This window comes from Segatella copri, from assembly GCF_019249655.2.
Classification (GTDB): Bacteria; Bacteroidota; Bacteroidia; order Bacteroidales; family Bacteroidaceae; genus Prevotella.
The window spans coordinates 1,368,250-1,393,517 of record NZ_CP137557.1; the positions used below are offsets into that span (position 1 = coordinate 1,368,250).

24 protein-coding genes are annotated in these 25,268 nt (G+C 45.8%); 12 read left to right on the forward strand and 12 right to left on the reverse strand.

The window, feature by feature from the left end; genetic code table 11:
• Positions 1 to 79 precede the first annotated feature (79 nt).
• The 4 genes from KUA49_RS05175 to KUA49_RS05190 all read left to right on the forward strand — a co-directional run bounded on the left by KUA49_RS05175 (position 80) and on the right by KUA49_RS05190 (position 1,752).
• Positions 80 to 235 (forward strand): protein tyrosine phosphatase, encoded by a 156-nt coding sequence (locus tag KUA49_RS05175; protein WP_117661216.1) that lies wholly within the window; start codon positions 80 to 82, stop codon positions 233 to 235.
• Positions 229 to 750, forward strand: coding sequence for a DUF6169 family protein (locus KUA49_RS05180; protein WP_203050393.1), 522 nt, complete (start codon positions 229 to 231; stop codon positions 748 to 750). Before KUA49_RS05175 ends, KUA49_RS05180 begins: the two co-directional genes overlap by 7 nt.
• Before the next feature lie 145 nt (positions 751 to 895).
• Positions 896 to 1,129, forward strand: a complete 234-nt coding sequence (locus KUA49_RS05185; RefSeq protein ID WP_203050392.1) for a dephospho-CoA kinase — start codon at positions 896 to 898, stop codon at positions 1,127 to 1,129.
• Positions 1,130 to 1,596: 467 nt separating this feature from the next.
• Positions 1,597 to 1,752 (forward strand): hypothetical protein, encoded by a 156-nt coding sequence (locus KUA49_RS05190; RefSeq protein ID WP_218412307.1) that lies wholly within the window; start codon positions 1,597 to 1,599, stop codon positions 1,750 to 1,752.
• Positions 1,753 to 2,820: 1,068 nt separating this feature from the next.
• On the opposite strand, the gene KUA49_RS05195 is transcribed toward KUA49_RS05190, so the two are convergent.
• Entirely contained in the window at positions 2,821 to 3,066 is a 246-nt protein-coding gene (locus KUA49_RS05195) for a hypothetical protein (protein ID WP_203050388.1), read from the reverse strand.
• Positions 3,067 to 3,142: 76 nt separating this feature from the next.
• On the opposite strand from KUA49_RS05195, the gene KUA49_RS05200 reads away from it, so the two are divergent.
• Positions 3,143 to 5,371, forward strand: coding sequence for a DEAD/DEAH box helicase (locus KUA49_RS05200; RefSeq protein ID WP_203050386.1), 2,229 nt, complete (start codon positions 3,143 to 3,145; stop codon positions 5,369 to 5,371).
• Positions 5,372 to 5,540: 169 nt separating this feature from the next.
• Here KUA49_RS05200 and KUA49_RS05205 read toward each other — a convergent pair whose 3' ends face one another.
• Both KUA49_RS05205 and KUA49_RS05210 read right to left on the reverse strand, forming a co-directional pair.
• Positions 5,541 to 6,020, reverse strand: coding sequence for a DUF4186 domain-containing protein (locus KUA49_RS05205; protein ID WP_218412308.1), 480 nt, complete (start codon positions 6,018 to 6,020; stop codon positions 5,541 to 5,543).
• 38 nt (positions 6,021 to 6,058) lie between these two features.
• A complete protein-coding gene (locus tag KUA49_RS05210; protein WP_218412309.1) occupies positions 6,059 to 7,591 on the reverse strand; it encodes a Na+/H+ antiporter NhaC family protein in 1,533 nt (510 codons plus the stop codon).
• 498 nt (positions 7,592 to 8,089) lie between these two features.
• On the opposite strand from KUA49_RS05210, the gene KUA49_RS05215 reads away from it, so the two are divergent.
• The 4 genes from KUA49_RS05215 (at position 8,090) to KUA49_RS05230 (ending at position 12,582) form a co-directional block, all read left to right on the forward strand.
• Complete coding sequence (locus tag KUA49_RS05215; RefSeq protein ID WP_089544301.1) at positions 8,090 to 9,103, forward strand: aspartate-semialdehyde dehydrogenase; 1,014 nt, start codon at positions 8,090 to 8,092, stop codon at positions 9,101 to 9,103.
• 4 nt (positions 9,104 to 9,107) lie between these two features.
• Positions 9,108 to 10,364 (forward strand): AAA family ATPase, encoded by a 1,257-nt coding sequence (locus KUA49_RS05220; RefSeq protein ID WP_218412310.1) that lies wholly within the window; start codon positions 9,108 to 9,110, stop codon positions 10,362 to 10,364.
• Between the two features lie 77 nt (positions 10,365 to 10,441).
• The gene (locus KUA49_RS05225) at positions 10,442 to 10,909 is read left to right on the forward strand and encodes a C-GCAxxG-C-C family protein (RefSeq protein WP_217764574.1); all 468 of its coding nucleotides are present in this window, start codon (positions 10,442 to 10,444) and stop codon (positions 10,907 to 10,909) included.
• 56 nt (positions 10,910 to 10,965) lie between these two features.
• Positions 10,966 to 12,582 (forward strand): vWA domain-containing protein, encoded by a 1,617-nt coding sequence (locus KUA49_RS05230; RefSeq protein WP_218412311.1) that lies wholly within the window; start codon positions 10,966 to 10,968, stop codon positions 12,580 to 12,582.
• Between the two features lie 183 nt (positions 12,583 to 12,765).
• Here the strand turns inward: KUA49_RS05230 and KUA49_RS05235 are convergent, their stop codons facing one another.
• The gene (locus KUA49_RS05235) at positions 12,766 to 13,770 is read right to left on the reverse strand and encodes a TerC family protein (RefSeq protein WP_203050378.1); all 1,005 of its coding nucleotides are present in this window, start codon (positions 13,768 to 13,770) and stop codon (positions 12,766 to 12,768) included.
• Positions 13,771 to 14,330: 560 nt separating this feature from the next.
• Here KUA49_RS05235 and KUA49_RS05240 point away from each other — a divergent pair.
• Entirely contained in the window at positions 14,331 to 15,620 is a 1,290-nt protein-coding gene (locus tag KUA49_RS05240; protein WP_218412312.1) for an ATP-binding protein, read from the forward strand.
• Positions 15,621 to 15,824: 204 nt separating this feature from the next.
• Here the strand turns inward: KUA49_RS05240 and KUA49_RS05245 are convergent, their stop codons facing one another.
• The 7 genes from KUA49_RS05245 to KUA49_RS05275 form a co-directional block, all read right to left on the reverse strand.
• Positions 15,825 to 16,751: a LysR substrate-binding domain-containing protein gene (locus KUA49_RS05245; RefSeq protein ID WP_218412313.1), complete on the reverse strand. Its 927-nt coding sequence runs from the start codon at positions 16,749 to 16,751 to the stop codon at positions 15,825 to 15,827.
• Between the two features lie 38 nt (positions 16,752 to 16,789).
• Positions 16,790 to 17,368, reverse strand: a complete 579-nt coding sequence (locus KUA49_RS05250; RefSeq protein WP_218412314.1) for a 4Fe-4S binding protein — start codon at positions 17,366 to 17,368, stop codon at positions 16,790 to 16,792.
• Positions 17,369 to 17,386: 18 nt separating this feature from the next.
• Positions 17,387 to 17,578: a 4Fe-4S binding protein gene (locus KUA49_RS05255; protein ID WP_218412354.1), complete on the reverse strand. Its 192-nt coding sequence runs from the start codon at positions 17,576 to 17,578 to the stop codon at positions 17,387 to 17,389.
• A gap of 6 nt (positions 17,579 to 17,584) precedes the next feature.
• Positions 17,585 to 17,986, reverse strand: a complete 402-nt coding sequence (locus tag KUA49_RS05260) for a C-GCAxxG-C-C family protein (protein ID WP_256624802.1) — start codon at positions 17,984 to 17,986, stop codon at positions 17,585 to 17,587.
• A gap of 549 nt (positions 17,987 to 18,535) precedes the next feature.
• Positions 18,536 to 19,003 (reverse strand): copper resistance protein NlpE, encoded by a 468-nt coding sequence (locus KUA49_RS05265; protein ID WP_218412315.1) that lies wholly within the window; start codon positions 19,001 to 19,003, stop codon positions 18,536 to 18,538.
• A gap of 169 nt (positions 19,004 to 19,172) precedes the next feature.
• Positions 19,173 to 19,466, reverse strand: coding sequence for a hypothetical protein (locus KUA49_RS05270; RefSeq protein ID WP_218412316.1), 294 nt, complete (start codon positions 19,464 to 19,466; stop codon positions 19,173 to 19,175).
• Between the two features lie 30 nt (positions 19,467 to 19,496).
• The gene (locus KUA49_RS05275) at positions 19,497 to 21,152 is read right to left on the reverse strand and encodes a carboxylesterase/lipase family protein (protein WP_218412317.1); all 1,656 of its coding nucleotides are present in this window, start codon (positions 21,150 to 21,152) and stop codon (positions 19,497 to 19,499) included.
• Positions 21,153 to 21,295: 143 nt separating this feature from the next.
• Here KUA49_RS05275 and KUA49_RS05280 point away from each other — a divergent pair, with 143 nt between their 5' ends.
• Complete coding sequence (locus KUA49_RS05280) at positions 21,296 to 21,673, forward strand: L-rhamnose mutarotase (RefSeq protein ID WP_089544357.1); 378 nt, start codon at positions 21,296 to 21,298, stop codon at positions 21,671 to 21,673.
• Positions 21,674 to 21,705: 32 nt separating this feature from the next.
• Complete coding sequence (locus tag KUA49_RS05285; protein ID WP_218412318.1) at positions 21,706 to 23,742, forward strand: family 20 glycosylhydrolase; 2,037 nt, start codon at positions 21,706 to 21,708, stop codon at positions 23,740 to 23,742.
• A 63-nt stretch (positions 23,743 to 23,805) separates the two neighbouring features.
• Here the strand turns inward: KUA49_RS05285 and KUA49_RS05290 are convergent, their stop codons facing one another.
• Complete coding sequence (locus KUA49_RS05290) at positions 23,806 to 24,837, reverse strand: CNNM domain-containing protein (protein ID WP_218412319.1); 1,032 nt, start codon at positions 24,835 to 24,837, stop codon at positions 23,806 to 23,808.
• Between the last annotated feature and the right edge of the window lie 431 nt (positions 24,838 to 25,268).

Below are 25,268 nucleotides of genomic sequence, written 5' to 3' on the forward strand. Positions count from 1 at the left end.
TAATTTCTTGGTGGTTTCGAGAAAAAAACGTAACTTTGGCGGCTGAATGTTGAACTAGAATAAATAGGAGGAAGAATATATGGATACAACAAAGTTAACAAGAGAAGAGGCTCTACGCCGTTGGAATGCTTCTAAGGAAAACAAACGTAAAATGGTGGAGAAACTGGAGAACTTGGTTCGCAAAAGCTGTCTGGAACGTACTGGTAAAGAACCTATAGGGGTAGAAGTATGGTAGTAGAAAAAATGTCTCTGGCTGTGATTAATGCCAATTCGCCCTATGAGGTAAAAGTGGCTCTAGCTGATGATACATTGTGTTTCATCACAGATTATGATGCTGAAATTTTCGTAACTTTTGAAAGGGATGATATACTTCATAATGGGTTAGTTTATCAATTTGGTATCTCTAATCCGAAGGGAGTGAAGTCTCCTCGTGATCCTAAGGTGCGAGAGACTATTCTTGCCATAGTGGAGGAATTCTTTGCAAAGAACAATGCGGCATTTCTTTATATCTGTGATACAAGTGGTGGCATGCAGAAGATGCGTAATCGCTTATTCAAATACTGGTTTGGCATCTACGGGGAAAGAAAGGAGTATGTTTTCCTGCCGCAAACGATTACAGACGAGGAGGGTAATGATAACTATGCAGCACTAATCATTCGTAAGGATAATCCTCAATTCGCTGATTTGGTAAGCGAGTTCATGGCTACCGTGAATTTACTAAATACTAAGCCGGAAGATTTTGATGAATAGATTTATATAATAGTGCCAATTCTTCCCCAAAGTCTGTAGATTTTGCGAGTAATTTGCTGATAACTTGCAGATGTCTTGTGGTTTTCTTGGTGGCTTCGAGGAAAAAGTGTACTTTTGCGGTTAGATGTTAATAAAATGAATTATTATGGCACAGGTAGCAACAATGAATCAAGCTCAATTGCAAATCCTCGATATGCTGTCATTTATCAAGACTCCTGAGGCTTTGCGAGATTTGAATAAGGTAATCTCCGATTATTTTGTTCAGATGGCTGATGCTGAATTAGATAGGATGTGGAATGAAGGAACCCTGAATGAAGAACGTATCGAGAGTTTCCGGCATCTCCATGAACGTACTCCATACAAGTTAAAAAAGAAATGATTATGGAAGGAATGTATATTGTTTTAGGTGGTGTAGGAATCGTTGCATGCTGCCTTTATCTTTGGTCAGCTTTTACGAAAAGCGGTAAGAAGTGGATAGAGAGTTTATAACTGTATATTATAATTATAGCGTAAGCTTTTTCGAACCACCTAGTTCCTCCTTCCAAGGAGGATTCCACATCTCTCACCAAGCCTCTCTCTTGCCCGAAGAGAGAGGATGTAACCGCCCTCCGGTGCTCGGAACCGCTTCGCTCTAAGGTTGGCGGGGCATCAAAGCCCTCGCCATGTTTTGCGGGATGGGACCGCATGGGAATAGCAGTTTATAGTTTACAGTTAATAGTTTATAGTTTACGGTTGATTTCGTGGTAATTTGCTGATAACTTTCAGATTTCTTGTTAATTTCTTGGTGGTTTCGAGAAAAAAGCGTAACTTTGGCGGCAGAATTAAATGTTTAATAAGGAGAAGATTATGGCAATAGATATTAAAGTGATACCAACCCTTCGAGGAGATGAAGCTGTTCGCTTTGTGAAGAGAGCGGAAGAAGTTATGAATAATAATAATCGTGTGGACTTCTCTGCAAAAGTAGCTGAAGCTCGTGCCATTTTGAGAAAGGCAGGCTTTTGATTATGGGGTTCTTATTGGAAAAATGCAAACTTGTAAAGTTGGATGACAAGATATTGGAGATTTGTCATCCGTTAAGAATGAGTTCCTGTTTTTGTTTTCTACGGAACAGCAAGAAGCAGAGAATCTTGGCTATGACATAACAAAGACTTTGCACACTCGTTTGATGTACTATGATTTGAAGAAGTTGACTTCAAATGAGAATTAATGTATATCACCTTTACAGAGTAAGGTTTTAATACATTATGTATTAACCTATGCATCCGAATTCTTAAATGTCAGAATAATGGAAACAAAGGAATACTTTGGAAAGGTAATGCAGGACTACAACTAGAACCGAAAGGGGCGTAGTCTGCGTAAGTATTGCAAAGATGAAGCAGTAGATTATGACTGGCTCATCCAGTACAAGAAGTACTATCGTCTTTTATTCCAAGTACTATCGCAAGGTTAAAATCTTGCACTATAATATAAATGGTTGGGTTCTTTGCTCGAAGTGGTTTACTGACGGTAAGTTTCTCAAGCCATTAAATTTTAGAAAATCAAAACTTTATTCAAAAATACTGGTACGGCTAACCCGCTGTTAAATAGTGGGGACGCTGTATTGGTGGTTTACACTAAAAGAATTTTGATTTCTAAAATCATCTAATCTTTTTCGAAAACCTACCCGTCCTTCCTTACCCTTAAGGAAGGCTCCACCTTTCTCACCAAGCCTCTCTTTCCTCAGAAACGAGAGGATGTAACCGCCCTCCGGTGCTCGGAACCGCTACGCTATAAGGTTGGCGGGGCATCAAAACCCTTGCCATGTTGTGCGGGTTGGGACCGCCAGGGAGTAAAAGCTTTGTGTAAGCAGATTCATTAATTAACATAATAGCATAATTATGTATACATTTTTAGATAATATGTTCAAGGTACTCAAAGTTGCAGGTAAGCGTCCAAAAACGGATTTGGTGATTTGAGAAAGATGATGTAACTTTGTCGCCAGTAATTTTAAACGTAAGTAAAATGTACAGCGACAAAGACTTTCAGACATTCTGGTTCCGCTACAAGACGGAAGGGGAGCCACATGGAATTTCAATTAATTCCTTTTGTATTAACCAAGGTGTTCCATACAAGCGTTTGTTTGTCATTGCTTTTGAAAGTTTTGATTGTGATTTTTCCTTCTTGATGTAATTGGGCAATTGCATCTTTAACACCTTGTGTCTTTAGCTCACCGATCTCGTCATCAATGATGCTCTTCTCGACCTGTGATTTGAAATTGGGGTCGAAATTTTTCTTCTTCCAATAGGTTGTATAGCGATTTTCTGATTTGGGAAGCATCCTATAGTCATGTTTAGTATTGAATGTTAAGTGTTGATTTTTGAAGACTAATTATTGAAGAAATAATTTCTTTAGAATGAAGAAAATAGAACTTTTTGATTACCAAGAGGATATGAAAGCACGGATAGAGAAGGCTTTGTGCCTTCACCGTTCCGTGATGGCACAGATGCCTACGGGAACAGGTAAGACCTATCTGCTTACAGCAGTCATAGACTCTTTCGTGAGAGCCAATCCTAAGGCGAAAGTATGGATTGTTGCCCATAGAAGGGAGCTGGTATCCCAGATTGATGAAACCGTAAGAAAGTTTCATTCTTATTCCTCAGCCACCTCTTCTCTGTTGTCATCCGTCAAGGCGATGTCCATCCAGTGGCTGATGAGACACTATGACGAGATAGAGGAAGAGCCTGGACTGATTGTGATTGACGAGGCGCACCATGCGCTTGCCAAGACCTATAAGGAGATGTGGGAGAGATTCCCGAAGGCTAAGTTCCTGGGACTGACGGCTACACCTTGCCGATTGAACGGTAAGGGTTTCACAGACCTGTTTGATGTGTTGGTGCAGTCGTGGGGTGTTCCTGAGTTTATCAGCAAGGGAAGATTGGCGACATACGATTTCGTGAGCATCAAGTCGGATGGTGTGACGCAACGGCTCATTGACTCCTTGCAGAAGCGAGGTGCAGATGGTGACTACCAGAACAAGGAAATGGATATGTTGCTGAATAAGAAGCCGAGCATCGAAAGACTTTACCGGAGCTTGGAGGAATATGGCAAAGACAGGAAGGGCATCGTGTATGCTATCAATATCAGTCATGCTCAGAAAATCACAAAACTGTATCAGGAACATGGCGTGAAAGCCATTGCCATAGACTCGAAGACTCCTGCTGCGGAAAGACAGCAAGACATTGAAGCCTTCAAGAAAGGTGACATCCAAGTGCTGGTGAATGTGGACATTTTCTCGGAGGGATTTGACTGTCCGGATGTGGAGTTTGTACAGTTGGCTCGACCTACGCTGTCGCTTGCCAAGTACCTGCAGATGGTGGGACGAGGACTGCGAGTAGCCAAAGGAAAGAAGAACTGCGTGATTATAGATAATGTGGGACTGTATCGGGTGTTCGGGTTGCCTTCGCAGGTATGGAACTGGAATGCGATGTTTGAAGGAAAGCTGAAAGTTGGCAAGAAAAAGGAGACTCCGAAGGAAAGAGAGTTTTTCCTGATGAGCAAGGTGCAAGACGATATTCCGATTCATCCAGACTCGGAAATGATGATGGTGATGAGCCATGAGGAATTGCTCCAAACGATACAGTATCGTGAGTTTGTGGATAGCAAAGGGGAGTTTGCCATCATCAAGCTGCCTGATGGAAAGATGACGGTAGTGAACCGACAAGGAGAACAAGTACTGGAGCCAGGCGATTACTATGACATGAAGCTGTTGGATGGCAACATCCTATTCTACCGACCTCGCAGAAAGGCGATATGCTATTATGACCTGTTGGCAAAAGCTGTCATCGACGATGGCACTAACGTAGCAGAAGCTCCCCAGGTTGTCAACATCAAAGGATGGGAGTTTATAGAATATAACGACATTTTCATGTCTCGAACCCAAGAAGAATTTTCTTTGCCCTATCGTCCTTTACAATATGATTTTCTGAATTATGGGTACTATATGATATTCAGATTCAGACCTTCTGCTCCCGGTTGTCAGGTATGGTACTATTGTGAGGGTAGTGAAGGGAAGATGCGCATGGGCCATGAAGAGAGCAGGAATGTATGTTTCCTGCGTAATGATTACGAACATGTGTATTGGTTATGTGCAGTCCTGTATGGTGAACGTATCGTTGTCATGGACAGCAAAGAGGACTACTACCTGGTGGATTCAAGTTTGAAGAAGACCTATATAGGGTGCAATCAGCCAAAGAATAAAAATGAAGATTTGAATTTTGTCATGCCTCGGATTGGCAAGAAATACTATCAAGAGGCGATGTTACAGAAGAAGGAAATGGAAGCAAGTGAGTTGCTTCTTTTGCATGAGAAGTCAGAGGCAGGTCATGTGGAATTGTATCAGGCCGGAAAGAAATGGGGCTTAAAGGTAGATGGTAAAGTTATCGTGCCACCCCTCTACCACCATATAGCGCTACCTGTCGGTGCCTATTGCGCCTTTGAACAGATACCCAGACATTGGGGTGTTATGACATTAAATGGAAAAGTGATAGTTGATGCCAAATATGAAAAGGTGGAGATTCGTGATAATGGAATCGCCGTGCTAACAGGCATCCTGGGCAAAACACAGACCATCCATCTGAAATAACGGGGGATATTTGGGTGTAGCATGGATTTTCTTTTCCCGAGCGGCTTGGGGTTAATATAGAGCAAATCATAGATGGTTGCCCAAAGTGCTGGGGCAAGATGCAACCCACTGGCGAAGAAGAGTTTTGGACATGAAAATTCTAGCCTTTATAGGAAAAAGAAATACCTTTTCAAACTTGTTTTTCTATCCAAGTCATAAGTACCGCCACTGCATATTGCTGTTCTTCTTCTGTCAACTGTCTTCCGGCAGGTATATGATGCCATTTGAAGAAACAACCACGGCAGCAGCAGCCAGTAGCATGCTGGGCAATGAATACGGGATGACCTCTCATCGGTGTCTGCTTGCCGTCATTGGGAATCACTGCAGGAGCAAGGCGTTTGGCAACGAAATCCTCCGCATGCTTACGGATGGTAGCCAACCCCTTTTCTGCAATATATTCCTTATCCTTCTTCGAGAGATGGAAACGGCTGCGGAAAGCTGATTGGGAAAGTCTTTCAAACAAATCTGTCAAATCATACTCTTTGTCTGAAGGAGTATGGTCTTCTTTACTATCTGAGGAGATAGAGTCTTTCTGATGAACCTCTATCTCCTCAGGAAACAAATTGAGTTCTACATATTTTGCTTGGTTTCCTTTTGAATCTTTTTTCATTTTTATGAGTCTCCTATATATATGAATCTCCTATATATTTAATGGATATCAGACTCTTCTGCTACAGATGCTTTGTTTTCCTTGGGTTGTGGGTTGGGTACGAAGCCCAGAATGGCAACCAGACAACTCATCAAAGGACTGATGATGTTGAAGAAGCAGAAGGGGAGATAGACCAGAGTCGGGATGCCAAGAACTGTACTCTGCGTCATACCGCAGGCAGTCCATGGAACCAGCACGCTCGTCACGGTAGCACTATCCTCTGTACTTCGGCTCAAGAGTTCAGGTCGGTAACCTCGTTCGGCATATTCATCCTTGTAGATAGATGCATTCATGATGATACTCAGGAACTGGTCACCCATTACGAGATTGAGCAAGACGCCTGATGTCACGGTACTGCAGACAAGCGAGATGGTACTGTGGATGCTTTTCAGGAGCATGTGGGTGATGGCGTGGAGCATGCCGCTGGCTACCATGCATGATCCGAAGCACATGGCACAGAGGATGAGCCAGATGGTATTGAGCATGCCAGCCATGCCTCGGGTGGCAACAAGATCATTGATGTCCGCCATACCGCAATCTACCTGGGTATGGGTATAGCAGGTGGTCATGATTCCTTGAAAGAGGCTTTTGGCAGAAATACAGTCTTCGCCTGCTATCCCCACAAGTACTTCCGGCTGGAGAATGAGGGCACAGATGCATGCAGAGAGGGCAGAAAGCAGAAGGGTGATGAGGGATGGCGTCTTTCGGTAGATGAGCCATCCGGTAAAAGCCGGAACGAGCATGGTAAACAGAGAGATATTGAATCCATGGCTCAGACCGGTAAGATACTGGCTGATATCCACTGGCTTGGAATCATAGCAGAGACCGATGATAAGATAGAGTACCAGTGAGAGCAGGATGCTTGGTATGGTGGTGTAGAGCATATAGCGGATATGTGAGAAGAGATCCGCTCCTGCTATACTCGAAGCCAGGACAGTGGTATCGCTCATTGGCGAGAGTTTATCACCAAAATAGGCACCGGAGATAATAGCTCCAGCCGTGTAAGGGGCTGGTATTCCCAGGGCATCTCCGATTCCCATCAGGGCAATGCCAATGGTGGCAATGGTGGTCCATGAGGTTCCCGTCATCACAGAAATGATACTGGAGATGATGCATGCGCAGGGAAGGAAAAAGGTTGGTGACATAATCTGTACGCCATAATATATTAATGTAGGTACTACGCCACTGATCATCCAGGTAGCTGACATCATTCCGATGAGCAGCAGGATCAGGATAGATACTCCGGCATCGCCCACCGTCTTTTTGATCATCTCTTCAAAGATATTCCATTTCATCATATAGATGCCCATGCCGAGTGCCACACATACGGCTGTGGCTATCATAAGGGCCACCTGGGAGGCACCAGCCAGGGCATCGTCTGGGAAGAGTTTGACAACCAGGACGATGAGGGCGATAAGTACTGCCAGTGGTATGACAGAAATGAAAGGATGTGGACTAGCTGGCTGCTGCGGTGGGCAGGATACCTGATTCTCTGCAGCTTGAGATTTCTGTTTCTTTTCTTTTTGTTCCATTTTTAATGCTCTCTTATACAATTATTTAAAATCAAAGTCTTTCATTTACTTTGCGTTTGTCATCTGGAAGACCAGTGTGATGATACCTATACTGTGCTTCATACTTATATTGTACTTTTCCTGCAAAGGTAGCAAAAAATCCTAGATTACGCAAGAAAAGGTGTAATATGTTGTTCTTTTTATAAAAAATTATAAGTTCCTTGGATTTTTCTTGGTTATTTTTCTTTTGAACGACTAAACGTAATTGCAACTATTTTTCTCCGTTTTTATGCAGATTCTTACAGAAAAGTAAGCGAAAATGATAAAAATGCAGCAAAAAGCAATAATTTTTGGAATTTTATGCTTGATATTGTAGAAAAAGTCTTAACTTTGCAGCGGATTTGAGAAGATAAGCAGTTTCCGGCCGTCAGAAAGGTGAGGAATCATCGGGCAGGGAATGTGCATCTGGCTCATCCGTAGATTCACTTATAACAACTTTATAAATTAAAAGATTCGATTATGAAAGTAGCAATTGTTGGTGCAAGTGGCGCAGTAGGACAGGAATTTTTGCGTATCCTTGCCGAGAGAAATTTCCCTATGGATGATTTGGTGTTGTTTGGTTCTGAGCGTTCTGCCGGACGAAAATACAACTTCAAGGGAAAGGACTATGAGGTCAAACTTTTGCAGCATAACGATGACTTTAAAGATGTCGATATTGCTTTCACATCTGCTGGTGGCGGCACTTCAGAGGAGTTTGCCGAGACTATCACCAAGTATGGTGCCGTGATGATTGATAACTCTAGCGCATTCCGTATGTGCGACGACGTGCCTCTGGTTGTGCCTGAGGTAAATGCTGAGGATGCCTTGAACCGCCCTCGCAACATCATCGCCAACCCTAACTGTACCACCATCATGATGGTAGTAGTGTTGAAGCCTATCGATGACTTAAGCCATATCAAGAAGATCCATATCTCTTCTTATCAGAGTGCTTCGGGTGCTGGTGCTGCTGCCATGGCTGAACTTGAGCAGCAGTATAAGGATATCATCGAGACTGGTAAGACTGAGCATATCAATAAGTTCCCTCATCAGTTGGCATATAATGTCATCCCACAGATTGACAAGATGACTCCTAACGATTACACCAAGGAGGAGATGAAGATGTTTAACGAGACCCGCAAGATTATGCACTCTGATGTTCGCACCAGTGCTACCTGCGTTCGCGTTTCTTCACTCCGTTCTCACTCAGAGAGTGTATGGTTCGAGACAGAGAAGCCATTGGCAGTAGAGGACATCCGCAAGGCTTTGGAGGCTGCTCCTGGCGTAACTGTAAAGGATGATGCCCAGAACTACGTTTATCCAATGCCATTGGAGAGCGCCGGTAAGGACGATGTATATGTAGGTCGTATCCGCAAGGATTTGGCTGATGACAATGGTAACACATTGTGGTTGACCGGCGACCAGATTCGTAAGGGTGCTGCCCTGAACGCAGTTCAGATTGCTGAGTATTTGATTAAGGTGGGCAACGTAAAGTAATTACATGCTGGAAAGATTCAAACTTTTGCTCCAGGAGATGAACCGGGGCATTTATGAAAAAAATACTGAAATTTCGCTCTCGCTTCTTGCCGCTCTGGCAGGCGAGAGCGTTATTCTTTTAGGCCCTCCGGGTGTGGCGAAGAGTATGGTGGCCAGACAGTTGAAGACGGCGTTCAGGGATGCTCAGAGCTTTGAGTATCTGATGTCGCGATTCTCTACGCCCGATGAAATCTTCGGTCCGGTGAGCATTCAGAAACTGAAGACTTCGGATACTTACGAGCGTGCGGTGGAGGGTTATCTGCCTACTGCCGATGTGGTTTTCCTGGATGAAATCTGGAAGGCGGGTCCTGCTATCCAGAACACGCTCCTCACGGTGATTAATGAGAAAATCTTCAGAAATGGCAATCGCGAAATGCATCTCCCGCTGAAACTTCTCGTGGCGGCTAGTAATGAGTTGCCGGCTAAGGGAGAGGGACTGGAGGCGCTTTGGGACCGATTCGTGATTAGAATAGAGAGCCGACCGATTAAGCTGGAGAAGAATTTCCGGGCAATGCTGCTGGAATCTCACGCAGATTTCTCTCGTTCTACAAGGGCTTTGGGTCACGCAGATTTCTCTGGTTCCACAGGGGTTTTAGGTCACGCAGATTTCGCAGATAACGCAGATTCTTCTGATTTGAAGATTACTGGAGAGGAGTATGCTGAATGGGCGGAGAAAATCTGTAAGATTGGCGTGAAGGAGGAGGTGCTTGATGCAATTTCCGCCATCCGTAAATCTCTGAGAGCCGTGAATGTGGATGAGGCTGCCGAGCGCAGAAATATCTATGTGAGCGACCGCCGATGGAAAAATATCGTTCGCCTGCTTCGCACTTCTGCCTTCATGCAGGATAGGGAAAAGGTGGATATCTGCGACCTGCTTCCTATCTACCATTGTCTGTGGCAGGAACCGGAAGAGCGGGATGCTATCCGAAGCATCGTAATCCGGGCACTCTTTTCTCCTTTCGCAGAAAAACTCGTGGAGATGAAGAATGCGCTTGCCGAGGATATCAAGTATCATCGGGTTCGCAGAAATCCTGATGATGGCAGAGATTACGAGGGGGAAATCGAAACCCTTTCGGATGGCTTGACTTCGCTGGAAAGGCAGTTGGGCGAGAATCTCTTTGTGTTTTCGGATGATAAGGCTGAAATTTCGGCCTATCTCCGTGATTTCTATAAGGAGTTGGCGTTTACCCGACAGGATACGATGAAACTTTATGAGGTTTAATCGCCTCCTATTACTTATACATTATTATATAGAAGACTCAAAACATTATGAACGAACAGAAAATATTGACTTCTGAATTGGAGACACGTGTTCACCAAGCGGTGGAGAATTTTATGCAGGGCTATGGCTGCTGCCAGTCGGTGGTGGCTGCCTTTGCCGATTTGTATGGTCTTGATGATGAGATGGCAAAGCGCATTGGTGCCGGCTTCGGTGGTGGAGTTGGCAGAATGAGAATGATGTGTGGAGCCGTTTCGGGCATTGTGGTGCTCGTGGGCTTGGATTGCGGACAGACCGAGGGGGATGACCGCGAGGGAAAGTCGGCCTGCTACAAGGTGGTGCAGGATTTGTTAGCCAAATCGAAGGAGCAGAATGGCAGTATCATCTGTGCCGAGATTCTGGGCTTGAAGGGCCATGAGAAGGCGCAATCCAGCTATGTGGCTTCGGCAAGAACGGCAGAATACTACAAGTCTCGTCCTTGCGCTGCCAAAGTGGAGAGTGCCGCAAGAATCTTCGCAGAATATCTGATGGAGAAAGAGAAGGCTTAGTCTTCCTATAATATATAAGAAGCTTTTTACCAATTTGGTAAAAAATATCGAATAAGATGAAATACCAGAATAACAAGGACTTGGCGGAAGCACAGTATTACTTGAAGATGCTGGACGACTTCTGCAAGTCGGGGCAGGTGAAGATTCCTGATCCGACAGGCGCAGCCATGCCTTGGGATTTGAAGGAAGACCCGCTGAAGGATTATCTCATTCATCTCTTTACCCTGAAAGTGACGATTCCGGAAACTGGTGAAGAGGTGCAGAAATTCATGCGTCAGGTGGTGAATAGTAAGATCAAGAGCAAGGTATTCTATGATTGTGTGGGAAAGTTCATCGTGGAATGTGTTCATCACATGCGATTCCAGCGCCAGCGTGCCTGGACCGAAAGTCATCGGGCTGATGATGTGCTCGACTGGACTCCCTTTAAGAGAATGGATGAGCAGGTGTGGCTTCCGCTCATCGACCAGTTGGAGCAGGAACACCGGGAGGATGGATTCGATAAGTCTTTCTTCCTGAAACTGATGGCTGGCGATGGAGCTTCGAAACCCGAAAACTGGGAGCGTCTGGTAAGAGACTGGAAGGTGTGCATCGACCATCAGGTGCTCAGCAAGCTGAAGGATTTTATTTCTCTCCGTCAGAATAACTTCGAAACGGGATTGGTTCGCATGATGGACCAGATAACCCGCAACATGAAGACGAAGGGCGTTTCGGAGCAGCGAGCCGTACAGGCCTGGGAACTGATGACGAACGGATGGACGGAAACGGAGTTTGAACGCCGCTTGAACCAGGTGAAGATTCAGGATAAATATCCGGAAATCAAGGAGATTGTGGCGAAGATGGGTCGTGTGGCAGATGCCAACGGCAAAGATAGGCTCACCATCGCTTCGGGGGTGGAGATGAAGATGGAGCATTCCGCAGGAAGCGACATCGAGGGCATTACCGTGGGCGATGATCTCAACTCACTTCTTCCGCTGGAGTTGGCGCAATACAGCGATGAGGATATGGAGGGGCTTTTTATCTATAAGTATCGAACACGCAGGCTCCAGACTTTCCGTTATAAGAGCGAAATGTCGAAGCCATCCCGCAAACTCGGCTTTACCCATGCTTCCCGAAAGGGTCCGATGATAGTCTGTCTGGACACTTCGGCGAGTATGTATGGAACGCCTGAAAGAATTTCTTCTACGCTGATTTCCCTGTTGGAAGAAACGGCAGAGGATTTGGAGCGGGATTGTTTTCTGATAGATTTCTCCGTAAGCACCCGTGCCATCGATTTGATGGCGAAGCGGAAGGCGGAGCGGTTGAAGAGGATTGGAATCACGGTTGTGGAAGCTCATGAATCTTCTGAAATTCCCGGAACTCGGCGCCAGCCTACTACAACCCATCTGCCTTTTATAGGCGGTGGAACTTCGGCAAAGAAGATGATGAACCAGATGTTTGATTTGCTGGATAACGATGGTCTGCATTATGTGAATGCCGATGTGCTTTGGATTACGGATTTCCTGATTCCGAATCCGCCGCAGCAGATGTTGGCGAGGTTCAAGGAGTATAAGGAAACCGGCACCAGGTTTTATGGCATCCGGATTGTTCGGGATGATGACAAGGAGCCGAATGAATGGAAGGATTATTTCAACTGGATTTATACCATAAAGTATAGACTGTTGAGGAGGTATTAGGAATATAAACAGTTCGCCCTGTAAAGGCAAAAACTTTGTACTTTCCAGGTACTTAAAAGCTTTTGCCCTTACAGGGCGTATTGTTTATGGTTGCTTATACCCAGGGTGTTACCCTGGGCTAGGAGCTTCTGCCCTTTCAGGGCGTATTGTTTGCGTTTCGTGTTTCCTTAAGTTTCCTTTTACTTATTTCACATTTTCCAAAGCTTCCTTTTTCTGCGGAATCACCACCGAAGCTCCGATGCTGACGAGCAGTACGAGGATGATGAATACCAGCGAACTTACTGCATCAATCTCGAAGAAATCGTGGATGAGCATCTTCACACCGATGAACACCAGCAGCACGCTCACACCCACCTTCAAGTAGCGGAACTTGTCGGCTATCGCTGCCAGCAGGAAGAAGAGGGCACGCAAGCCCAGGATGGCGAAGATGTTGGAGAAGAACACCACGAATGGGTCGAGCGAAACCGAGAATACGGCAGGGATACTGTCGAAAGCGAAAATCAGATCGCAGAACTCGATGAACACCACCGTCATTACCAGAGGTCCCAGGTGCAGGCGTCGCTGCATGAACTTCACCACCGGATGGTCGAGGGCGTTGATCTCTTCCTTCTTGTTCCTGTTCAAGAACATCTTGGCGCCGCTGTAAACCAGGAATCCTCCGAATATGAGCAATATCCAGGCGAATCGGCTGATGAGGGCGGCACCTGCAAAGATGAAGACGAAGCGAAGCACGATGGCTCCCAGAATACCCCAGTTCAATACGTGCTGGTAATCTTTCTTATCCACTCCGAACGAACTGAAGATCATCATCATCACGAAGAGATTATCCACCGAGAGCGTTTTCTCTATCAGGTAACCCGAGATGTAAGAGATGGTCATGTAGTGGCGATATTGCTGCAGACTCCCTTCATAATCGTTCGGATCCAGTTTGAGATGAGAAGCATAGCGCGAGGCTATCAGCTTCAGGTCGTCGAAGTTCTCTATGCCGTGCACCATGTCGCCATGGAAGTAGATGAATACGGCGAAGGCGAGAGCGAGAATAATCCATACTGCCGTCCAGGAGCCAGCTTCCTTGATGGAAACCACATGCGCCTTTCGGTCGATGACCAGCATGTCTAATACGAGTATGGCGGCGATGAATATCACGAAGCCCACCAAAAACATCGATTCAGTAAAAACATGTTCCATTTTTCTTTTTCCTTGTCTATTTTATATAATACCTAATTTTATAATCTAATCTTAATATTCATTTCATCCGTTGGAAACGTGGACGCAAAATTAGGAAAAATATCTGAAATAGCGAAAGTTATGAGGTAAAACTTAATTGAATTTAACGTGAAAGACTGAAATGTAATAGCTTTGTAATACCTATCATATCGAATGTAGCCCTTGAATTCTCGAAAAGTACACCTGATTTCCCGAAAAATACCCTTCGCTCTCGTCGTTTTTCTGAAATTTTGCATTATCGTTTTTAAATAATCATAGTCATATTTGATTCTGTGATTATGAGTAAAACTGACAATCTCGCCAACTGCCACAACGAAATTCCGCCAACTGCCACAATGAAAATGCGCCAACTGCCACAACAAAAATGCGCCAACTGCCACAATAAAAATGCGCCAACTGTCACAACGAAAATGCGCCAACTGCCACAATAGAATAGGAAAATAACAAGGTTTAACTATTTTATTTGCTTGATATTCAATAAAATATATTATTTTTGCATCAGAAATTAAAAATAAGATTTTATGAAAGAATATAAAGCAAGAATTGCAGATAAATTATTGGCAGAAAAACTGGATGCGATGGGGGCTGTTTTGATAGAAGGTCCTAAGTATTGCGGTAAGACTACTCTAGCCAGCCAACAGGCTAAAAGTATTCTGTCTATGTCTGATCCGGATACCATGGAGCAGAACATAGCTATGGCCAATACCAATATCAAACTGTTGCTTCGGGGTGAAACACCACGATTGATAGATGAATGGCAAATAGCACCAAAGTTCTGGGATGCCGTGAGAAATGAAGTGGATAAGCGTGATGATGATGGGCAGTTCATACTAACCGGGTCTGCTGTGCCACCTAGTTATGATGAAATCTTTCATACGGGAACGGGGCGTTTTGCCTGGCTCAAACTCCGAACAATGAGTTTGTGGGAATCAGGAGATTCTACAGGAGAGGTGAGCCTTGCCAAATTGTTTGCAGCCGACAGGACGGATTACTTCGTAGAAGGAATCAACCCAATCGACTTGGAGCATCTGGCATATTTGACTTGTCGGGGTGGCTGGCCGAAAGCCTTGGATAAGAAAAGCAAACAAGCAGCTTTACAGCAGGCCATTGAGTATTTTGAGGCAGTAACCAGATTCGATGTATCCCGTGTAGATGGAGTCAACCGTGATAGTGAATTGGCACGGAGGATTATGCGTTCGTATGCGAGAAATCAGGGAAGTCAGGCTACGGCAGGTACCATTTTGGCAGATATTGCCAACAATGAAAGTACTGAGGTTAGTGAGAATACCATCTATTCCTACATCAAGGCTTTGAAGAAGATATTTGTGATAGAGGATTCTACAGCCTGGAACCCGAATATGAGAAGCAAGTCGGCGATACGTACTTCTGATACCAGATATTTTACCGACCCTTCGATAGCAACGGCAGCTTTGGGAATGGGACCGGATGATTTGATCAATGATTTGAGTACGTTTGGCTTATTCTTTGAAACCTTGTGTGTGCGTGATTTGAGAGTCTATGCCGATGCATTAGGCGGCTCCGTTTATCATTTTCGTGATAGAAAAGGTCTGGAGTGTGATGCTGTGGTTCATCTTCGTAATGGTAAGTATGGATTGATTGAGGTGAAGCTGGGTGGCGACAAACTCATAGAGGAGGGCGCAGGAAACCTGGTGACATTGGAAAGCAAAATCGATACCGATAAGATGAAGGCTCCATCTTTCAAAATGGTGCTGACTGGTGTCGGTAAATATGCCTACCAGCGTCCGCAGGACGGCGTATATGTTGTGCCGGTAGGGTGCTTGAGAGATTAGGAATCTATTTCTTGTTTTTTTTTCTCATTAATGCCACGTTATGATGATAACTATAGATGATAGTCATTAGATACGGATATACGGATAAAAGAAAAAGGGTTGTAATCTTCGGAAAGAAGGATTGCAACCCTTTATTTCCTTATCGCCTTGTGGCGCAGTTAAAGCCTTGGTGCAAAAGGCATCAGGGCTTTTTGAAGTCAAGTCCTACAACTTGATGCCGTATTTCCTGATACCTTCTCCCATCATCTCTTCCGGAATAAACATTTTGAGGGTATCGGCAAGGGTATTCAGCATACGCTCACGGATATAATCCTCTCTGATGTAGATTGATATGCGCCTCTGCGACAGGTAATCTCCCTCTATCTTTCTCACATTTCTGCGCTGCTCCTCACTCAGAAAAGGCAGGTGCATCTCTGGGATGATTGTGAAGCCGCCATTCTCATCCACTATCCTTATCAGGGTCTCGATGCTGCCCGCTTCATAGATATGATGACCCTTGCTGCGGGCCTTGCAGAATGAAAAGGCACTGTTGCGCAGACATTGTGCCTCCTTCATAATCCACATATTCTCATACTCCAGATTCTCAGGCTTGAAAACTGGGAGCTTGCGCCAGCAGCTCTCGGCAAGATACACATAGAACTTTTCTGTGTAGAGCGGAATCTCCAATATGCCTTTACGGCTATTGTCGGAGATGGCTATGCCGGCATCCGTCTCGCCACGAAGCAGGGAATCGAGCATGAAATCAGCCTTCAGTTCAAGGATGTTGAGATCTACCGATGGATAGTTTTCCCGATAGTATTTGATGAACTTGGGCAGGATATAAGGTGCAATGGTAGGTCCCACGGCGAGCGACAACTTTCCACCTATCTCTCCCTTTTCTTCCATCACGATTTCTGAGATGCGGTCTATTTCCTGCAATGCCGTTTCAGCCTGACGGATAATCTTCTTGCCTGATGCTGTGGGAGATACAGTCTTGTTGCTTCGTTCGAAGATACGGGTGTCCAGTTCTTCCTCCAGTTTCACAAGCATGGCACTGAGTGTAGGCTGCGAAATCTGACAAGCCTCTGCCGCTCTCGCAAAATTGCGAAAGCGGTTGAGTGCCACAATGTATTTCAGTTGCTGTAAATTCATATCGTTATTCTATTTATATCATCAGCCAAGTACAGGGCTTATCTTGCCTTGAGCTTGCAGATGAGTTGAGTCATGTTGCCCATCGGACAGAAAACACACCAGGTTCTAGGACGATAGAAGATGGTGAGTAGCACACCCACTATCAGCGAGGTGAGCATGATGCCATAGAGACCGAAGGCAAACTGTGCCTTCCAGGGTTCAATCTCTACTGGATATGCCCAGTGCCAGGGAACATCAAAGGTCCAGAGCAGGTGAATGGTCTGATGGAGATTCTCCGCACCCTTTGCCACCATCACAGTGAGGATAATCATCTGGATGAAGAAGAACATGAAGAACAGCAGGAATCCATGACGAAACCATTTTGATGAGAGCCATCTTGGTGCCACCTTCTTGCGCGACCATCCCAGGGTGTTGCCTATTTGCAGGAAAAGCTGACCTCGCCCACAATAGTTGTTGCAATATCCCTTGCCGCCTCCGAAAACAGCCATGAGCAGCGGAATCATAAAACAGATGACTCCCAGCCACGCAAACACGATATTGAAGAACCCAAGGGTGAAATAGGTAGCGGATACCAGCCACATATAATCACTCCATTTCTTGCTTTTTTGTCTTGCCATAAAAATGCTTTTAATCTGTTATCTCAATATCTTGTGCATGACTCCTGCCGGACAGTTCTTTTCACAGATGCTGCAGCCTATGCACAAATCCTCATTTACTACAGCATAACATCCCCGGAAGATGCTTACGGCTTCTCTGGGACATACCTTTACGCAAACACCACATGCCACGCAGCGGTCTTGCTCGCTTTGCGCCTTGTATTTTGCCATCTGCTTTTATTGATCGGTTAGTGTTTCCAATTGGCCTTCCAGGAATTCTGCCGCATCGGCTACGCAGAGTGGGCATTCTCTGAGTATCTTACCAGTGCCCACCCCTTTGAGAAGCTTGCATTGGGTAGCCCCATTGCGCTGCTGGAATTGGGTCATGATCTGTCGCATCGCCTTGACAGACTTAGCCTTATCCTTTGTAGCAAGGCCCAATACCATTCCTGCTCCTACTAGGGCACCGCAGGTTCCTTCCATATTACCCATTCCTGCCGCAAAGGCATTGCCCACATTTCTAAGGGTCTCTTCGTCCATACCAGTATAATCATAATAGGTACAAACCACTGCCTGGGTACAATTATGAGACCCACAACGCTTCTTTTCTGCTGCTATTTCTTTTCTTGTTTCCATCATTATTTTTGTTTTATTTAAAAATCTGGTGCAAAGTTACGGTTTTTATGATAGATAAACAAAAGTTATTGGCTATTTTATTATAGATATTTTCTATTAATGACTGAAGTTTCGCAAGTAGCATTCTACCGTCCCCGAAGGGGGCGAATGTGAATAACCGCGGGTGGAATGACCGAAGGGAATGGAACCTGCGGATAGTTACAGATACTCTCTTATCGTCCCCGAAGGGGGCGAACAGGAGCAAGGCTGGATGTGGTTCGCCCCCTTTGGGGACGCTTTCTCCCTACTATTGGTTGTCCGCAGGTTCCATGACCTTTGGTCATTCCACCAGCGGTTATTGAAAGTTGGCCCCCTTCGGGGACCGGAGGTTACTTGCGAAACTTGAATTAATGATTATATTTCCCATCTATCACCCATAAGTTTTACTCCATGATTATAAGTGAATAATGCGTGGCAATAAGCGGTATTTCTGTTGCCACTTAATGCCACGCATTGCCGCGCTCTTTATATGAGGGAATGAGATGAAAAGGGCGAGGGGGTGTAATAAGGAATTTACTTCTTCTTAGTCAACACATAGTGCTTGGCTATCTCGCCTTCTGGCTCATTGCCGAGTGAATCGGTCATGATGAGGCTATGCTCATCCTTTACCTTATAGAAAGAGTTCTCGCCAGAAGATGGACGGGTAATCATTACCACGCCGTTGGCAAGCATTTTGTAAATGCCGCTGAACTCATCGTGACCATCCTTGCGGTCGATGTAATCAGAAGTAAACTGATAGGTGCTGTCTGCCTTGAGCGTCAACACCGTCTTGATGCCTGGGCAGTCGGCTGCAGGGAGAGTTCCCTCGTAAGTGCCTTCCACGGCTGGCAATTTTACGCTTCCGTCTTTTTCTACCAAGGCAGAATCTTCTGTATAGCTGGCATTTTCATCGTTTCCATTCTGTCCCGCTTTCTTGCTGTTGCAAGAAGCTACTGACAATGCAGCGATAACGGCTGCTGTTAAAAGTAATTTCTTTTTCATATCTCTACTGCTTTTTAAGTGAATACTTTTTTTAGTGAATTCTTTTTAAAGCGAATTCTTTCGGCAAAAGTACACATTTATTCTCTTTCTTGCAAACTTATTACTTATAATTTATGGAAAATTATACAATTTTCTTAATTGATGATGATTGGAAAAACTTCCTCTTTTCTTAATTGATGATGATGGGTACTACTTCTTCTTCGTTAGGCCAATGGGGCAGATAGAGCAGCGGGCGGGGAGTTCCCCCCAAGCCCGTCCAGTCTATCTGTTTCACAAAGTCGAAATCGGGAGGACCGAAGTCGAAACTTCTTCCATAGAGAACGATGGCGCCCCTGCCTTCATCAATTTTCCATAAACCTCCGCCGTAGGTGCATTGCTCGCCCGGGGCCAGCATGTCACGGTGAAGATAGACGTGGCCGAACTTCAGCACTCCGTCTCTATTGATGATGAATTTCTGAAACATCTCTATTTCTGATTGAATTTATAATGAGACTTATTTCTTCTCCCAGAACATTTTGTCGATGAAATTATAGCGCTTCTCCATCTGGGCATCAGCCTTCACTTCTGTCTTCACATCTATCTGAAGCACAGGAGCTACGGCCTTGCCATTGGTGGTTGGCCACTCCGGCAGACCCAGACCGTTTGGATTTCCGGTCTTCACGAAGTTGACGTAATACTGGCTGAAGATGTCGCTAATCATGTAATCCTCCGGCTGCCAGTTGAACACGTGGTTGGTTGGCAAAGTGCCCATCGCATATTCTATGTCGGCAGAGTGAACGGCTCCCTTATCCTGTGGAGCTGGAGCTGCATCTTCCTTAGCATCTACCACGCCGCCAGCCAAAGCTGCCACCTTGCCCTTGATGGCCATTGCTGGGCGAGGATGACAATAGCGATAGCGGTAAACTGGCTGTCCGCCGGTCAGCTTGTGCATGTTGCCCCACTTCCAGGTAGAATAATCCAGGAAGATATCCGAAGCCAGATTCACACCCGGCTGCTCCAACACATCCTTGTCGCTGTTGATTCCGTAAAGACGGAAGAGTTCGTCGATGTTCTCTGACCCGAAGGTAGCCTTGGCGCCAGCCTTCAGATCTTCAACGGTAGGCTGTTTGCCCATCAATACCGCCCATGGAGTCATCTCCTGGTTGTTGCCGCCAATGAGCAGAGGCACCTTGGTCTGCTCGCCCTTGGCGAAGACATCTACAGGCTGTTCTTTCATAAAATATCCGTCGATGTTATAGACAGGAACCGTTCTTACGCCCGCCAGCTTCATCAGTTCCTCGGCAGGCAGGGCACGAAGTTCGTTGAGGTTCTTCAATCCTACGTTCTTTTTCACCTTCTTGCCCATATTCTTGCCCATCTTCTCGGCTATTTTCTGGGCAAGCTTCACGCCCAGTTCTTCGGCTTCCTTCTGGGTAGCAATCTTCTTGAATCCCATTACCGAACCGCTGGAACCCATTGCCTGGGCAAAGAGTCCCTGGCAGAGAGGGGAAGCCATCAGGGCGCTAACCGACATGGAACCAGCCGATTCGCCTACGATGGTGATGCGGTTAGGGTCGCCGCCGAAAGCCTCGATGTTATCCTTCACCCATTGTATGGCAGCCACCTGGTCCATGAATCCATAGTTGCCGGAACCCTTATAGGATGTTTCCTTGGAGAGTTGAGGATGAGCAAAGAAGCCGAAGATTCCCTCACGATAGTTGGCTGTGATGGAGATGATTCCCTTGCGCGCCATTGCATCGCCCGCATATCTAGGTTCGCTTCCGCTGCCAGCCATCAAGCCTCCGCCGTTGAAATAAATCAACACAGGCAGATGCTCCTTCATGGTCTTTGCGGGAGTCCATATATTAAGGTATAGGCAATCTTCGCTGTTTGCCTTCGTACCGAAGTTCATGTCGCCGAAGATAGGTTCCTGCATCGGGTTCGGTCCGAACTCCTTAGCTTCGCGAACGCCCTGCCATTTCTGTGCAGGTTGCGGAGCCTTCCAGCGGAGGTTTCCCACAGGAGGGGCAGCGAACGGAACGCCTTTGAAGACCGTGATGCCTGAGAGGTCTTTTCCTTCGAGAATACCTCCGGCAGTCTTCACCTGAGTTTGCGCCATCATTCCCATACCAGGGAGCAGAAAGGCGATGGATAAGAGTAGTTTCTTCATAATTGTTCTGTTATTTGATAAGATAATGCAAAAGTAACTAAAATATTTCTATCTTAGCTTGTTTTGCTCAATCTTTTTTTATATTTTTGCACTAAATAAACAAAACAACATATTATTTAATCTTTAAACCCCTAATGATTATGATGAAAGGTTATGAACAGAAGAAGTATCCGGTAGCCACCAAGCGCTACGTGCAGTGGTTGGAACTGGAATCTGATGAGGAGGCTATCCGTGAATATCGCCGCCTGCATTCAGAAGGTGTGCAATGGAAGGAGATTCGTGACGGAATCCGACAGGTGGGAATCCTAGAGATGGAGATTTACATCTTCGGCAACCGACTGGTGATGGTTGTGGATGCTCCCGTAGATTTCGATTGGGACAAGAAAATGGCAGAACTCGCCACCCTCCCTAGACAGGCTGAGTGGGAGGAAGTGGTAGGCAAGTTCCAGAAGTGCGGCAAGGGTGCTACGAGCGATGAGAAGTGGCACATGATGGAGCGTATTTTCTATCTTTATGATTAAAAGATGTATCTTTACGATAAAAACGGAAAAGTATGAAGAAAAACCTAAATGACTGCAAGCGTCTCTTGCTGACGGCTTGCTGCACTTTGGTGCTTTCGTGTGGCTGGGCAACGGTCAACGAAAAACCTTTTGTGATTCCTGAACTCAAGCAATGGAGCGGGGCAGAGGGAATGTTTACCCCATCGGGCAAATACGTGGTGAAGGGCGGAAAAAACGCCCAGGATGTGGCGAAACTCTTTGCTGCCGATTACCATGACCTGGTGGGAAAATCGCTCACGCCTAAGACGGGAAAACCTTCTGCCGGCGACATCGTGCTGGTGCTTCAGTCTGATAGAAAATCAGCCAGACTGCTCGGCAAGGAGGGCTATCGCCTCACCATCGGCGACGTAACCACCATCACGGCTTCTTCGGTAGAAGGACTGGTATGGGGTACCCGCACCGTGCTGCAGCTTTCAGAGCAGCAGCGCTCGGCTGGTTTCGTGCTGCCTAAGGGTTCAACCCAGGATAAGCCTGCCTACGGGCTGCGAGGCTTCATGATGGATTGCGGAAGAAAGTTCATCCCGATGTCTTATCTGCGCTCGCTGGTCAAGATGATGTCTTATTACAAGATGAACACTCTGCAGATTCATCTCAACGATAATGGATTCCGACAGTATTTCGGTAACGACTGGGCGAAGACCCCGGCAGCCTTCCGACTGGAATGCGATACTTATCCGGGACTCACGGCTAAGGATGGCAGCTACTCCAAGGCTGAGTTCATCGAACTCCAGAAGCTGGCAGAGCAGTATGGCGTCAACATCATCCCCGAGATAGATGTGCCTGCCCATTCACTCGCCTTCACCCATTACAAGCCGGAAATCGGTTCCAGGGAATATGGCATGGATCATCTCGACCTCTTCAATCCCGAGACCTACAAGTTTGTGGATGGGCTCTTCAAGGAGTATCTGGAGGGCAAGAACCCCGTGTTCCGTGGTAAGGTAGTGCACATCGGAACCGATGAGTATTCCAACGCCAAGAAGGAGGTGGTGGAGAAATTCCGCTACTTCACCGACCATTATATTAAATATGTAGAGTCGTTTGGCAAGCAGGCTGCCGTTTGGGGCGCACTTACGCACGCCAAGGGCAACACCAAGGTGAAGTCAGAGAACGTGATGATGCATTGCTGGTACAATGGTTATGCTGACCCGAAGGAGATGAAGCGCCAGGGCTACAAACTGGTGAGCATTCCTGATGGACTGGTTTACATCGTTCCGGCAGCGGGCTATTATTACGATTATCTGAATTGCCAGTATCTCTACGATTCGTGGACTCCGGCGCAGATTGGCAACGAGAAATTTGATGAGAACGACTCAGCCATTCTCGGCGGAATGTTTGCCGTATGGAACGACCATGCGGGCAACGGCATTACGGTGAAGGATATTCACGACCGACTGTTCCCTGCCCTGCAGACGCTGTCGGCAAAGTGCTGGACGGGTGCAGCCACATCATTCTCCTTTGAAGATTTCAATCGTCTTCGTCTTGCGCTCAGCGAGGCTCCTGCGGTAAACGAGGCGGCACGCTGGCAGAAGGGCAAGCAGCTCAGAATAGAGACTTTGAACCCTGGTCAGACCACGGGCGAGAAGGAAGTGGGCTATGGCTATCGGGTGGAGTTCACCATCGAGGGAGCCGATGAGCCGAAGGGCACGGTGTTGTTCTCATCTGATAACGCTACCTTCTATCTTTCCGACCCTGAAAGCGGTCAGCTTGGTTTTGCCCACGAGGGTTATCTCAACAAGTTCAACTACAGGGTAGAGAAGGGCAAGAAGGTAACTCTGGCGATTACGGGCGACAACAGGAAGACCTGTCTTTATGTAGATGGCAAGTTGCGCGAGGAGCTTGGTCCGATTACTCTTTATGCCATGCAGCAGAAAGACCTGGCTACTTTCCAGAAGAGCGATGCTACAGCCTGGCAGCCTGTGGTGTATAATCCTTCTGCCAAGATGCACTATCAGCGCACGCTGGTGTTCCCACTCCAGAAGGCAGGCGATTTCAAGAGCCGCATTACGGGAGTGAAGGTGTCTCAGAAGTAATTTCTTTAGTTTTATGGCTCAGGGGAGATTGTCCATGGATAGACAATTCCTCCTGAGCCATTTTTATTTCTTTTTCTGCATCATTATGCGCGATTTCTCCTTGGCCAAGGCCTGCATATCCACAGCCACATCGTCTTCGTCTACGATTTCCACGCCTGTCATCGTTTCTATCACGTCCTCCATAGAAACCACACCGCGAAGGCAACCGTATTCATCCACAATGATGGAGATGTGCTCTCGCTTTTCGAGCATCTTTTCCCATATCTGGTATAGTGATTCATCTTCGCTGAAGGAAAGAATTGGGCGCATCAACTCGGATAATCTGGTCTGGAAGTCATCATCGGATACTGATTTGAGAACCATATCCTTCAGTACGTATCCCACGATGTAATCCTTATTATTATCATACACCGGAATGCGCGAGAATTTCCACTCTTTCTGTTCATAAAACTCCTTGGTGGTAAGATGCATGCAGGCTGATTCTACCACGATGGATGGGGTCATCACCTCCTTGGCTTTTACACCAGCCAGGCGGATACAGCTCTTGATGATCTTGCTTTCCGATTCACGGAAGATGCCCTCTGTGGTTCCTACATCTACCATCGCCGAAACCTCCTCGCGGCTCATGGAAGCCTGATGACTCTTAGGGGTAAATACCTTAGTGATGAGTTCCGAGAGCAGCACCAGGGGGTAGGTGATGAAGATGAGCACACGGATAATCTTGGTAGATGGCATTGCCAGCGAACGCCAATAGGAAGCACCGATGGTCTTCGGGATGATTTCTGAAAGCACCAGAATCAGCAAGGTGAGAATGGCAGAAATAACACCGAAGTATTCTTCGCCGAAGAGCTTGATAGACTCGGCACCCACGCCGGCAGAACCGATGGTGTGGGCGATGGTGTTGAGTGAAAGAATGGCTCCCACAGGACGATCTACGTTGTTCTTATACTGTTTCATCAACGAGGCTGTCTTGTTGCCTTGATTCTCCTTCATCGAGATAAACGACATCGGAGTAGAAAGTAGCACCGCTTCAAGGACGGAGCATAAAAAGGAAAGTGACAGAGCACCTAAAAAATATAATATGATTAAGCCCATGTAATTTTTAATTCGTTAATAATATGTTATCTATACAGCGATAACCATTATTTCCGAAGATTACAGTTGAGGATGTAATGGGGGACATTACATCCAGTTTGATTCGATATAAGTGTATTGGTAAATATCATCATAATTATGTTTTAATTTTCTGCAAAGATATTACAAAAAATGAGAATTTGATATTGTTTTGCAGAATATTAGAATGTTTTAATACGTTTTTAGTAAAACTTTGTTATGAAAAAGTAAATTGCTCATAAAGGATAACTTACTTTTGCAGTCCTTGAACTGCTAAGAATTTCTTTAACCCACATTGCAGCAGCCTTTGGTGAAAAACTTAAAAATTTACACGGATTACACGGATTTATGGCGCTAATATAAGTAAAGCGATTATCATCTCTCATAAAAAACCCGTGTAATCCGTACCTAAA